The sequence below is a fragment of the Lachnospira hominis (ex Hitch et al. 2025) genome, from assembly GCF_040096395.1.
In the GTDB taxonomy this organism is placed as follows: Bacteria; Bacillota; Clostridia; order Lachnospirales; family Lachnospiraceae; genus Lachnospira; species Lachnospira hominis.
This window is the reverse complement of record NZ_JBBMES010000002.1, coordinates 303,351-316,853: the sequence shown is the minus strand read 5'-3', so window position 1 is coordinate 316,853 and position 13,503 is coordinate 303,351. Positions and strand designations below refer to the sequence as shown.

General features: G+C 38.3%; 11 protein-coding genes, 1 tRNA gene and 1 riboswitch. Of the genes, 2 read left to right on the top strand and 10 right to left on the bottom strand.

The window, feature by feature from the left end:
* Positions 1 to 13: 13 nt before the first annotated feature.
* The 7 genes from WMO38_RS03470 to WMO38_RS03440 all read right to left on the bottom strand — a co-directional run bounded on the left by WMO38_RS03470 (position 14) and on the right by WMO38_RS03440 (position 7,687).
* Entirely contained in the window at positions 14 to 955 is a 942-nt protein-coding gene (locus WMO38_RS03470; RefSeq protein ID WP_021866924.1) for a magnesium transporter CorA family protein, read from the bottom strand.
* A gap of 5 nt (positions 956 to 960) precedes the next feature.
* Positions 961 to 1,143: a FeoB-associated Cys-rich membrane protein gene (locus WMO38_RS03465; RefSeq protein WP_349161467.1), complete on the bottom strand. Its 183-nt coding sequence runs from the start codon at positions 1,141 to 1,143 to the stop codon at positions 961 to 963.
* A 51-nt stretch (positions 1,144 to 1,194) separates the two neighbouring features.
* Complete coding sequence (gene feoB / locus WMO38_RS03460; RefSeq protein WP_349161466.1) at positions 1,195 to 3,549, bottom strand: ferrous iron transport protein B; 2,355 nt, start codon at positions 3,547 to 3,549, stop codon at positions 1,195 to 1,197.
* Between the two features lie 62 nt (positions 3,550 to 3,611).
* Complete coding sequence (locus WMO38_RS03455) at positions 3,612 to 4,724, bottom strand: DUF2974 domain-containing protein (protein WP_349161464.1); 1,113 nt, start codon at positions 4,722 to 4,724, stop codon at positions 3,612 to 3,614.
* 118 nt (positions 4,725 to 4,842) lie between these two features.
* Positions 4,843 to 4,914: transfer RNA gene (locus tag WMO38_RS03450), tRNA-Gly, on the bottom strand.
* Positions 4,915 to 5,006: 92 nt separating this feature from the next.
* A complete protein-coding gene (gene pepF / locus WMO38_RS03445; RefSeq protein WP_349161462.1) occupies positions 5,007 to 6,782 on the bottom strand; it encodes an oligoendopeptidase F in 1,776 nt (591 codons plus the stop codon).
* A gap of 29 nt (positions 6,783 to 6,811) precedes the next feature.
* Positions 6,812 to 7,687, bottom strand: coding sequence for a DegV family protein (locus WMO38_RS03440; RefSeq protein WP_349161461.1), 876 nt, complete (start codon positions 7,685 to 7,687; stop codon positions 6,812 to 6,814).
* A gap of 130 nt (positions 7,688 to 7,817) precedes the next feature.
* On the opposite strand from WMO38_RS03440, the gene WMO38_RS03435 reads away from it, so the two are divergent.
* Entirely contained in the window at positions 7,818 to 8,525 is a 708-nt protein-coding gene (locus WMO38_RS03435; RefSeq protein WP_349161459.1) for a GNAT family N-acetyltransferase, read from the top strand.
* 25 nt (positions 8,526 to 8,550) lie between these two features.
* Here WMO38_RS03435 and dapB read toward each other — a convergent pair whose 3' ends face one another.
* From dapB to WMO38_RS03420, 3 genes are all read right to left on the bottom strand, one after another.
* Positions 8,551 to 9,312, bottom strand: a complete 762-nt coding sequence (gene dapB / locus WMO38_RS03430) for a 4-hydroxy-tetrahydrodipicolinate reductase (RefSeq protein ID WP_021866912.1) — start codon at positions 9,310 to 9,312, stop codon at positions 8,551 to 8,553.
* Positions 9,313 to 9,380: 68 nt separating this feature from the next.
* Positions 9,381 to 10,268, bottom strand: a complete 888-nt coding sequence (gene dapA, locus WMO38_RS03425) for a 4-hydroxy-tetrahydrodipicolinate synthase (RefSeq protein WP_021866911.1) — start codon at positions 10,266 to 10,268, stop codon at positions 9,381 to 9,383.
* A gap of 102 nt (positions 10,269 to 10,370) precedes the next feature.
* A riboswitch (Lysine riboswitch) is annotated at positions 10,371 to 10,544 on the bottom strand.
* 77 nt (positions 10,545 to 10,621) lie between these two features.
* A complete protein-coding gene (locus WMO38_RS03420; RefSeq protein ID WP_021866910.1) occupies positions 10,622 to 11,266 on the bottom strand; it encodes a single-stranded DNA-binding protein in 645 nt (214 codons plus the stop codon).
* Between the two features lie 348 nt (positions 11,267 to 11,614).
* Here WMO38_RS03420 and typA point away from each other — a divergent pair, with 348 nt between their 5' ends.
* Positions 11,615 to 13,444: a translational GTPase TypA gene (typA, locus tag WMO38_RS03415; protein ID WP_349161456.1), complete on the top strand. Its 1,830-nt coding sequence runs from the start codon at positions 11,615 to 11,617 to the stop codon at positions 13,442 to 13,444.
* Positions 13,445 to 13,503 lie beyond the last annotated feature (59 nt).

Below are 13,503 nucleotides of genomic sequence, written 5' to 3'. Positions count from 1 at the left end.
TACATTTCACAATCTATAACATCTTCTTTTTGTGAAGTATCCAAAGTGTTATAACACATATAATTACAATTATGCCACATACTATCTCAAATCCGAATGGCACTTTCGCAAACGGAACCCATCTCTCATCAAGATTCATGCCATATATTCCCGATATAATTGTGGGAATTGTTGTTACAAGTGTTATAGATGTAAGATATTTCATTACTGTATTCAGTCTGTTATCCATAACCGATGCAAGAAGTTCTCTTGTACCGTCAATAATATCCCTGTAAATAGTTGTCATCTCGATAGCCTGCTGGAATTCGACCATTGCATCTTCAAGAAGCTCCATATCTTCAGGATATTGCTCTATTCTTTTATATCTTCTCAATCTTTCAAGGACTATGCTGTTAGACCGTAATGATGTTGCAAAGTATACAAGAGTTGATTCAAGTTCGTGAAGTTCTATTATATCGCCGTCTTTTGTATTTTCACCGGCACGCTCTTCTATCTCGATTCTTTTCTTGTCTATTCCTCTAAGATATGCCTGATACATGGTCGCAGAACGCAGTAGAATCTGATATATGAAACGCATCTTCTTCTTTGTGCTGAAATCCTTCATTTTATTTAATATAAAATAGTCAACAACAGGCGTATTCTCACGACATACTGTTATAATCGCATTCTGCTTCAGGATTATGCCAAGCGGGATTGTTGTATACATCTTTTTCTCATGTCTTACTTCCGGAGAAGGAATATCAACAAGAATCAAAGTGTAACCATCTTCAAGACTGATACGTGAACTTTCTTCATCATCCATTGCAGTCGCAAGATCATCAAGTTCTATTTCATATTGCTCTGCTACTCTTGACAATTCGTTACTCGTCGGGTCAACCATCTGGACCCATACGCCGTCACGAAAATCAGTAAGTTTATTTAAAACACGCTCATCAGTCCTGTAAATATTAAGCATACAATCTATTCTCCCGCTTTTTTGTCATCACAGTCATTGCCATGATGCATGGTACAGGCTGAGCAATTGCCATCACATCCGCCGTTACCGCCAATTTTTTTATTTCTCATATAAGTGACTGCAACATAGATTCCTATAACGATTACAAGAAGGATTGCACCACTTATTATATTTGACATACCAGCCATGATTTCTCCTTTTCAGACATTTATTAAATCTTTATCATGCAGTAAAATTATTTATATTAACTTTAACACTAAATGCACTAAAAATGCAACACTCCATGCAATTAAACATTGAATTGCCGCAACCATAAACGCTGCTTTTTTTGTGCCCATCTCTCTTCTTACTGAAGCAATAGCTGCAACACATGGTGTGTAGAGCAATGTAAACACAAGAAATACAAGTGCTGTCTTTGTTGAAAACATTGTTCCAAGAAGTGCTGTGTCTCCTCCAAGAAGCACTGTAAGAGTGCTGACAACGCTCTCTTTAGCTGTAAATCCCGTAATAAGTGCTGTAGAAATTCTCCAGTCATTAAATCCGAGCGGTGCGAAAACAGGTGCAATTAATCCGCCAATAAGTGCAAGAAGGCTGTCTTTTGAATCTGTCACAACATTAAGCCTTACATCAAATGTCTGTAAGAACCATATAACAATAGTTGCAAGGAATATTATTGTAAATGCTTTTGTTATAAAATCTTTTGCTTTTTCCCATATAAGCTGCATTACGCTTTTAGGGCTGGGAAGCCTGTAATTTGGAAGTTCCATTACAAAAGGAACCGGCTCACCTTTAAATGCTGTTTTTTTCAAAACAAGTGCATACAGGATACCTGTAATTATTCCCATAAAATACAATCCAATCATAACAAGCACTTTATATTTTGGAAAAAATGCGTATGTAAACAATGCATATATCGGAAGCTTTGCCGAACAGCTCATAAACGGTGTGAGAAGAATTGTCATCTTTCTATCACGTTCTGATGCAAGTGTTCTTGTTGACATTATCGCAGGAACCGAACAGCCGAAGCCTATAAGCATAGGAACAAAACTTCTGCCTGAGAGACCTATTTTTCTAAGCAGCTTGTCCATAACGAATGCAATTCTCGCCATATATCCGCTGTCTTCAAGAATTGATAAAAAGAAGAACAGCACAACTATTACAGGCAGGAATGACAGAACACTTCCCACACCTGCAAATATACCATCAATCACAAGTGAATGTACTACCGGATTGATTCCAAATGCTGTAAGTCCGGCATCACATACGCCTGTGAACCAGTCGATTGCCATGCTTAGCAGATCTGAAAGTCCGGCACCTATAACGCCGAATGTAAGCCAGAAAACAAGTGCCATAATTCCTGCAAAAGCCGGAAGTGCAGTATACTTTCCTGTAAGAAAACGGTCAATTTTTACACTTCTTGCATGTGCCTTGCTCTCCACAGGCTTTACAACTGTACTTGAGCAGACTTTCTCTATAAAGTTAAAACGCATATCAGCAAGTGCCGCCTCACGGTCTTTGCCACACTCATTTTCCATCTCTGAAATGATATGCTCCAGAAGTTCTTTTTCATTTTCATCAAGTGCGAGCTGGGTCATTATCAGCTTATCGCCTTCCATAAGCTTTGTGGCTGCGAATCTTACAGGAATTTTTGCCTTTGCAGCATGGTCTTCTATAAGATGTACAACTGCATGTATTCCACGATGTACAGCTGCAAGACCATTTTCTGCATTAGCATCACAAAAATCAAGCCTTCCGGGACATTCATCATATCTTGCAACATGTACAGCATGCTCTATAAGCTCGTTTATACCCTCATTTTTTGCTGCTGAAATCGGTACAACCGGAATACCAAGCGTATTTTCAAGTTCATTAATTCTTATTGTTCCACCATTTTCTCTTACTTCATCCATCATATTAAGTGCAAGCACCATAGGAATATCCATCTCTATAAGCTGCATTGTCAGATAAAGATTTCTCTCTATATTAGTTGCATCAACAATGTTGATAATTCCACGAGGATGATTTTTCAAAAGAAAATCTCTTGTAACAATCTCTTCACTCGTATAAGGTGAAAGCGAATAAATACCCGGTAAATCTGTAACAGAAGCCTCCGGATGATTTCTTATCGTTCCATCTTTTCTGTCAACTGTAACACCCGGGAAATTGCCTACGTGCTGGTTGGAACCTGTAAGCTGGTTGAAAAGTGTCGTTTTTCCGCAATTCTGGTTGCCGATAAGCCCGAATGTAAGAGGCTCTCCCTCTTTTAGTTCATCGCCCGACTTTCTTACATGATATATTCCCATCTCGCCTACCTGCGGATGTGGAATATCCTTCTCATGCTTATGCTGTCTCTCAACATAATCACTGTCATGTATATCCTGTATCTCAATTCTTGCTGCATCAGCTTTTCTTAACGTAAGCTCATATCCTCTTATTCTTAACTCGACAGGGTCACCCATAGGTGCAACCTTCATAAGAGTGACTTCCGTTCCCGGTATAAGCCCCATATCAAGAAAATGGCGTCGTAATGCTCCTTCTCCGCCAACGCTCTGTATAACTGCGTCCTTGCCAACCTGAAGTTCATCTAATGTCATGCTTTTTCTCCAAATCATTAATTTTTATTTGAGAATAAATTATTGAAAATTTTTCTCATTAGTTATTTGGATTTATTATTAATCATCTTCCTCGCTTTGTCAAACTCTCCTGTCAATGATTTTAACATTCTTCTAAGCATAATCTTTGTTTCTCTGTCAAGTGAGCTATACATCTTTAATGCGGAACCTGCAAAATTGAACCTGTCTGCCGACAAATCGGACAGATTAACTGCACCGCTCGACGTTATAATTGCAAAAAGCGTCTCTACAAATTCACTTCTCTGCGTACGTGAAAGCCCATTAATCCAGTTACTCAACGCTTCATTAAGCATTCTGCTCGTCCTGTCAACACTCTTTACTGTCTCAAATCTGTTACCACATACCTGCCACGACATTGCATCATGCTGCATTATTCCTGTCTGGGAACTTTTTACTATCATATACTTCTCTTCATGTTCCAAAAGCATGCCAACCACAGAATGTTCAGGTACTATTGTCTTAATCTTTGGTAACATCTGCCTGTATTCTTCACTCTCTATCATTTCACGGTCAAAACCCGGTCCGTCATTATTGTATACAGCTATAATTCTTCTTTTCAGTGACGGCTTTGCTTTCACTGCTGCATATATCGCAAGATTTCCACCTTTTGAATGACCTCCGAGTCTTATTTTGCGTCTTGAATACTTTATCGTCTCATTGACATATTCCGCTGCTTCAAGCTGTGACGGTATAGGCCGGATGAAACTCATGTTAAAATCTTCTTTCCATCCGATAAGCGAATCATCTGTCCCCATAAACGAAACATATATCGAGCCGTCTCCGGGTTCTGCCGTAAACGCACCGAACTGTACCTGTTTTTCCTCATTATTGTGAAGTGCATAATTGCCAAGCAGCATATCTGCAAATCTTTTTGTATGTGCCATTTTTTTCATAAAAAACGGAGCATACCATATAAATGATTTCACAAGTTTTAATTCTTCTTCATCATGCAGTTCAAAAAAATCATCACATGCCTGTTTAAGTGTTACTTTTTCACCGCTGCCAGCAGCCGGAATTATGTCTTTAAAATCGACATATGCAAGCTCTGCAAGAATCAGGTTATCAACAAGATTGAATTCATCCTGCTCAAAAGTCAAATCACCACGCCATAAAAGATAGTCCTCAATATTAGCCATATGTCCCTCCTCCCTGTTATGCGGGCATCCGCCAAATTTCCATACAATCACATACTTTGGCACGTTGCCCGTATAAAACAAAAAAGAAGCCAGCATTCAACTGACTTCTTAAAACAAGAGCGCGAGACGGGGATCGAACCCGCGACCCCCTCCTTGGCAAGGAGGTGCTCCACCACTGAGCCACTCGCGCATATATTCACTTGCGTTCTTTTCTCTAATGACGAACGCAAGTGTTATTCTACATGCTTTTACTTAACTTGTCAATAGAATTTTTGAATTTTTTTATATTTTTTTAAAATCTTCAATCAGGCTGCCAAATACATTCAATGCATCCTGTATAACATCCGGCTTTGACATGTCAATTTTACAAAGTGAAAGAAGCTCAATCGGATGCATGCTGCTTCCTCCTTTAAGAAATTCCCTGTAACCATGAAGAACTTCTTTATCACCATTTATAATCTTTGTAGCTATGTCAACTGCTGCCGAAAATCCTGTTGCATACTGATATACATAAAATGGCGTATAAAAATGAGGTATTCTGGCCCACTCATATGCAATCTCTTCATCTATAACCATATCTTTGCCGAAATATTTTTCATTAAGTTTTTTATATGTGCCACAGAGCGATTCTGCATTGAGAACTTCTCCATCCTGTGCCATGCGGTGTGTAATCATCTCAAACTCTGCAAACATTGTCTGTCTGAAAAGTGTACCTTTAAACTGCTCAAGATAATGTCCGTAAAGATACTTTTTCTCCTCATCCGACCGGCTGTGTTTCAAAAGATAATCTATAAGTATTACCTCATTGCATGTCGATGCAACTTCCGCAACAAATATCTTATATCCTGCATAAGTATATGGCTGTGTCTCATTTGAATAATACGTATGCATTGCATGGCCTGTCTCATGGATAAGTGTAAATATGTCATTGAGCGTCTCTGTATAATTGAGAAATATATAAGGATGTGTTCCATATGCTCCCCACGAAAATGCACCGCTTCTCTTGCCGTCATTTTCGTATACATCTACCCATCCGCTCTCATATCCTTTTTTTACCTGTGAAACATAATCATCACCGAGTATTTTAAGTGCATCAAGAACAATCTCTTTTGCATTTTCATATGAAACTTTTACCGTATAATCAGATGTGAGCGGTGCGTATATATCATAAAAATGAAGCTCATCGACACCAAGTGTCTTTTTTCTTAATGATACATAATCATGCATTTTATCAAGATTATTATTGACTGTATCTATAAGATTGGTATACACACTCTCCGGTATAAATGAACCTGACAGATACATCTGAAGTGTAGACTCATAATTTCTTGCATTTGCAAAAAATACTGCCTGCTTCACGTTGCCATAGTATGACGCTGCCAGCGTATTAATATATGACTTGTACTGTCTGTAAAGTGCATAAAAAGCCTCTTTTCTTACATTTCTGTTCCTGCTTTCCATAAATACAGAAAACCCTGCACTTGTAAGCTCCTTCTCATCGCCATGCTCATCATGTACTTTTCCAAACTTTACATCTGCATTATTAAATTTTGAAAAAATATCAGAAGGACTGTCAGCCATCTGTGATGCCATTGCAAGCAGCTTTTCCTCTTTTTGTGAACATGTATGCTCTTTTTTAGCAAGCATATCACAAAGAAGATGCCTGTATGGCTTTATCTTGTCACTGTCAAGAAATCGTGCGACTTTGTCATCATCAGCTGCCATTATCTCCGGAACAAGAAACGAATATTTTTCACTCATCTTTACTGCGAGCATCTGTGCTTTGCCGGACATCTGCTGATAAGTGCCATCAGATGTATCTTCATAATACCTCATAAATGCATATACATACAGTCTCTCAGTTATATAATCGTCTTTTTCAGATTCTGAAAGTGCATCCGCAAGTGTATCGGCACTGTCCATCACACATCCTTCAAAGCTGCTCTTTTCCTGTGTGCTTTTCAATGCTTTTTCATAATCATTATTCCACAGTTCATCACTGCTATACAAATCTTTGACACTCCATTTGTATTCGTCTGATATTTCACTTCTTTTCAATTATGCCACACTCCATATCTTTTATTTATCTATTTATCCTCCGGAAGATATACCGAACAAGCTATTGCCAGTGCTCCATATCCAATATGGCATGCAACACTTAAAGACAGCGGATCCATATGAAAATCAAGCTGTTGGTATTCTTCCTTAACAATCTCTGCCCATTCTTCTGCCTCTTCACGGTTGCCTGCATATGCAGCCTCCATATGTACTCTTCCTTTTTTGAAGCTGTCAGCAAATCTTTTTTCCATATCATCTGCCATTGCTTTTAACATAATCTTCTTAGCTGATGCCTTTCCTCTTGCTTTTGCATAAGCATCAAGCTTTTCTCCCTGTATCTGTAATACAGGATTAAGTCTTAAAACTGTTCCTATTGCTGCAGCGGCTGGCGTAATTCTTCCGCCTTTTTTAAGATATTTTAATGTGTCAAGTGTTATATATATGCTTGATTCCATCTTTTCTCTTTCAAGAATCTCTTTTATCTCAAGAGCACTGTAACCCTTTTTTGCAAGATTAAGTGCATCAATTACTGACTGTCTCTGCGTAACTGATATTCTCTGGTTATTGACTACATGAACCTTTCTGTCATACTCATCAGCAAGCATTGTAGCTGTCTGGCATGTTCCTGAAAGTCCGCTTGACATCGGTATGAATACTATCTCATCATAATCTTTCAAAAGCTTGTCAAAATATTCCTGAAGTTCCCCGACTGAAGGCTGCGATGTTGAAATATCAGCATCTTCCTGCAGTTTTTTGTAAAACTCTTCCTGTGTAAGATTGATATCTTCAAAATATTGCTCACCATCAATAAAAAACGGCATAGGAATTACCGTAACTCCCATTTCTTTAGATTGTGCCTGTGTTATGCCGCTATTGCTGTCTGTAAGTATTGCGACTTTGCTCATATTTGCTTTACCCCTTTATTTATAATAATCTTCATAGTAATCAATTTATCTTGTATATTGTACCTTACTTTTTATTTTGCTACAATACATTTATTCAAATTTTCAACATAAAAGCAGGGGAATTGGTAATATGACACAGATTATAAATGATTTTATAGATAAAAACGGATTTGATACTCCTTATGACATTGATGATACATGTATTACATCCTGTACCTTTGACAACGGCTGTCTTATCGGCTTTTGTGCAATCCGCGGAAATGAGCTGACCGGCTTTGTTGCAGATTCTTACAGACATCATGGAATATTCAGCCGTCTTGTCAGAACCGCCGCTGACAAGTTTTTTGCCAAAAACAGCGACAGTTTTTTGTACTTTGAAGCACCTTCATTTTATGAATCACTCATTAAAAAACACGACAATATAAAATATTATTACAGTGAATATCTTATGGAACTGGATTTTAATGATTATACACGTTTAAAATGTGCTGTTCCTGAGGGATTGCATGAATATGAATCGTTTTTTTCAGATGATAATACTGATTATCTTTTATACATGAATGATGATGCGGCCGAGCCATGTGCGGTTTGTTCCATTGACTATGGCGAAAAACAGACCTGCATATATGATGTATATGTTGATGAAGATATGCGTAATAAAGGGGTTGGAACTTTTTTTATTGCCAATCTTTTAAATGATTATTTTGAAAGCAATAAAAATCCGCTTGTTTTACAGGTCAGCAGCAAAAATGCCGCAGCCGTGAAGTTATACAAAAAAGCCGGATTTAATATAACTGAACAGCTTGATTACTGTGCGTTATACAAAAACCCGGCTTAATACTTTTAGATAATATCCAGATTGCCTATTTTGACGCAATTACGTCTGTCATATCATACATTCCTGCCGGCTTTCCTGCAAGGAACTTGGCAGCTTCTATAGCACCTTTGGCAAATACTGATTTTGAATATGCCGTGTGAGTGAATTCTATAACTTCATCCTCACCGGCAAATATTACATCATGAACACCTACGATTGTTCCGCCACGGACTGCACTGATTCCGATTTCTTTAGGGTCACGCTTTTTATGTTCCTGGCTTCTGTCATATTTATAATAGTATTCGTCTCCGGCAACCTCTTTGATTGCATCTGCGAGTGCAAGTGCTGTACCGCTCGGTGCATCAAGTTTCTGGTTGTGGTGTCTTTCAACTATCTCTACGTCATAACCTGATGGTATAAATACCTTTGCGGCATCCTGTAAAAGTTTGAAAAGTGTATTGATACCAAGTGACATGTTAGCTGATTTTAATACAGCAACTTTACATGCACTCTCTCTTACTTTGTCAAGCTGTTCCTTTGAAAGACCTGTAGTACATACAACAACAGGAATCTGTTTTTCCACACAATAGTCAAGAAGTGCATCTTCTGCTTTAGCAGATGCAAAATCAATGACTGCGTCTGCCTTTACATCGCAGTCTTTAATTGACGCAAATACAGGATATGTGTTATGTCCGTCATCAAACGGGTCAATTCCTGCTACTATTTCTATATCATCATCTTTACTTACAAGGTCTGTTATAACTCTGCCCATATGGCCGTTACAGCCATGCATTATTACTCTGGTCATCTGTCTGCTCCTTATTTTCTGCTGTTTATATTATATTTTAATTATAACTGCTGCATTTTATTTGCTGTTTATGCAAGAATGCCATAATTTTTCATTGCTTTTTTAAGTCTTTCAAGATTTGCATCTTCCATTGGGCAAAGAGGCATTCTAAGTGGTCCTACTTCCATTCCCATAAGGTTAAGTGCATGCTTTACAGGAATCGGATTAACTTCACAGAACAGAGCATCTACAAGTTCAAGTACCTCAAACTGCATCTTTGCACTTCCTGCAACATCACCTGCAAAAAACTTTGCACATATATCATGTGTCTGCTTTGGTGCAACATTTGACAATACTGAAATTACACCCTTTGCACCGATTGACATAAGCGGAACGATAAGTCCGTCCTCGCCTGAATACATATCAAGGCATCCTTCTGCAAGTGCCATGGTCTTTGTCTCCTGTGCAAGATTGCCTGTTGCAGCCTTGATTGCAACGATATTATCTACTTCCTTTGCAAGCTTTACTGCTGTCTCCGGCTGGATATTACAGCCTGTTCTTCCCGGAACATTATACATTATAATCGGAAGGTCGATTGACTTTGCTACTGCTGTGTAATGCTCTATAAGACCTTTCTGTGTTGCTTTGTTATAGTAAGGTGTAACAACAAGACACGCATCTACTCCTGCTTTCTGTGCTTCCTGTGAAAGGTATATTGCTGTTTCTGTACAGTTTGAACCTGTACCTGCAATAACAGGAACTCTCTTTTTAACATAATCAGCAGTAAATCGGATTGTCTCTATGTGCTCCTCATGTGTGAGTGTTGAAGCTTCACCTGTTGTTCCGCATACAACAATGGCATCAGTTGAATTATTTATCTGATAATCAAGGAGTTCTCCCATTTTATCATAATTTACCTCACCGTTTTCTTTCATAGGTGTTACTATCGCAACGCCTGCACCTGTAAATATTGCCATCTTTTCCTTCTTTCTGCTGTAATACAGCTTTTCAAAACATAATTCAGAACAAAAAAGCCGGTCACGCAATGGACCAGCTTTTGATTATCATATAGATTATAATCTGTACGTAGCTCTCCATCTGCTGATGACAGTCGCAAAGCTATTGACTTTACGCCCAGCAAAACATCTGCGGCCGACATTTTACTTCGGCATCGTTTCCTTTCTTCCCTGCTTCAACTGCCTGCCGCGGCATCCATAGGAATACTGATAAACAATGCGACCTCTACTTAAATTATCTGACTTATGTTGACTATATCACTTAACACTTTTGATGTCAACTTATGGCGTTAAATAATCTTTATGAATTTATTCTATTCTTCGTCTTCAACAAAATCAATCTTACTTACAGACACTTCATAAGCAACTCGCTTCTCTGTCTCTTCCTCGTTGATTTTTTTCGTGTATTCACGGCTCTGGACTCTTCCCTGAACCTGAAGATGGCCTCCAACTTCTATTGTTGATGCGAATCTCGCATTTCGTCCCCATGCGATACATGGTATGTAATCTGATTTGCCATACGGACGATTGACTGCGATTAATATATCGGCTATTTCTCTTCCGAGCGGAGTTTTCCTGTAAATCGGCGGCTTGCATACATATCCGTCAAGATATATCTGATTTGATTTTGACTGTTCCTGCGGCATGTCGTCATCTTCTACAAACTGAAGTTCTCTTACAAATATTGATAGTATCAGTTTGTTTTTAAGTCCCTCATGTCTGTTATAAGAACGGAACTGTCCTGATACTTCAATCTTCATGCCTCTGTAATCTTTTGTCACATCAATAAGCCTTTCAGAAATCATAAGCGGTATGATATCAACCATATCACTAAGTCTGTCAACCGATACATTCACAAGGTAAAAGCCCTCTCCAAATACCTCATGGCTGAATTGAAACTCTGAGACCACCTCTCCAATAATACTAACCCTGTTGTTTTCAATCACCTTATCAAGCATAATGTATTTCTCCCTTCTTTTCCGGATACATCCCCGGTATTGTGCTTTAATTTTGTGTTCTTAAAATGTATATGTATCAGTGATTCAGATTATTACAAAAAAATATGAATTTTTTATGTCCATTTTCACGTTCAGAACACATTTTATAATTTTTTCATATTTTCACAATATAATTTAATAAAATTGTTCCTATAAATATACAATCACTTTTATATGTTCACTATTGTAATTTGGTAATATTGTGATAGAATATAAAAGTTGCTAATTATATCTTACCCGCTATATTCTCTTTTTATTTGGGAATCCTTATATACGGAGATATTGCAGAACTAAGAAAGGACTATAATTATGAAGACAAAGCGTGAAGACATACGTAACATTGCTATTATCGCTCACGTTGACCACGGTAAGACAACACTGGTTGACGAACTTTTAAAGCAGAGCGGTACTTTCCGTGAGAATCAGGAAGTTGCAGAACGTGTGATGGACTCTAATGATATTGAAAGGGAACGTGGTATCACTATTCTTTCAAAAAATACAGCCATCACTTATAAAGACACAAAAATCAATATCATTGATACACCGGGCCATGCCGATTTCGGCGGAGAAGTTGAGCGAGTTCTCAAGATGGTAAATGGTGTTATTCTTGTTGTTGATGCTTTTGAGGGTGTAATGCCTCAGACTAAGTTCGTACTCCAGAAGGCTCTTGACCTTGACCTGTCAGTTATCGTTTGTATCAACAAGATTGACCGTCCCGAAGCAAGACCTAATGAAGTTATCGACGAAATACTTGAACTTTTCATTGACCTTGATGCCAATGAAGACCAGCTCGACTGCCCATTTATCTTTGCATCAGCAAAATCAGGTTATGCTATGGCAGACCTTAATGATGAAAGAAAAGACATGCAGCCATTATTTGAATGTATCGTTAATAACATTCCGGCACCTGAAGGTGACCCTGATGCTGACACACAGATGCTTATATCTACTATTGATTACAACGAATTCATCGGCCGTATCGGTGTAGGTAAGATTGATAACGGCAGCCTCAAGGTTAATCAGGAAGTTATGATTGTAAACCATCATGACACTTCTGTTAAGAAGAGAGTACGTGTAACAAAGCTCTATACTTTCAACGGACTTAACAAAGTTGAGGTAAACGAGGCATCATTTGGTGATATCGTAGCTGTATCAGGTATCGCAGATATCCATATCGGTGATACACTCTGTTCAGTTGACAATCCTGTTGCCATTCCGTTCCAGAAGATTTCAGAGCCTACTCTCTCTATGGACTTTATGGTTAATGACAGCCCTCTTGCCGGCAAGGAAGGCAAGTTTGTAACATCAAGACATATCCGTGACAGACTTTTCAGGGAATTAAATACTGATGTCAGCCTTCGTGTCGAGGATAATCCGGGTTCTGAAAATTCATTCAAGGTTTCAGGACGAGGCGAACTTCATCTTTCTGTTCTTATTGAAAATATGAGACGTGAAGGATATGAATTTGCCGTAAGTAAAGCAGAAGTTTTATATCATACTGATGAGCGTGGCAGAAAGCTTGAGCCAATGGAACTTGCTTATATTGATGTTCCTGACGAATTCTCAGGTTCTGTAATCCAGAAGCTCAGCCAGAGAAAGGGTGAACTTCTTGGAATGACACCTATCAATGGTGGTTATACAAGATTACAGTTCTCTATCCCTTCAAGAGGACTTATCGGTTACCGTGGCGAATTCCTTACAGATACTAAAGGTAATGGTATCATCAATACTTCATTTGAAGGATATGAACCATATAAGGGTGATATTTCATACAGAAAGACCGGTTCCCTTATTGCATATGAAGATGGTGAAGCTGTAACTTACGGTCTTTTCAACGCACAGGACCGCGGTACTCTTTTCATCGGACCGGGTGAGAAGGTTTATGCCGGTATGATTGTCGGCGAAAACCCACGTACAGAGGATATTGAGGTAAACGTATGTAAGACAAAGCACCTTACTAACACACGTTCTTCAAGTGCCGATGAAGCATTAAGACTCGTTCCGCCTAAGATTTTAAGTCTTGAGCAGGCTCTTGATTATATTGATACAGATGAACTTCTCGAAGTTACACCTAATCATTTAAGAATCCGTAAAAAGATTCTTGATTCAACATTAAGATACAGAGCAAATAAAAAATAAAAAAATTTTTAAAATACCACTTTTCAAGGCAATGTTTTTATTGTATAATGCAAATAAAT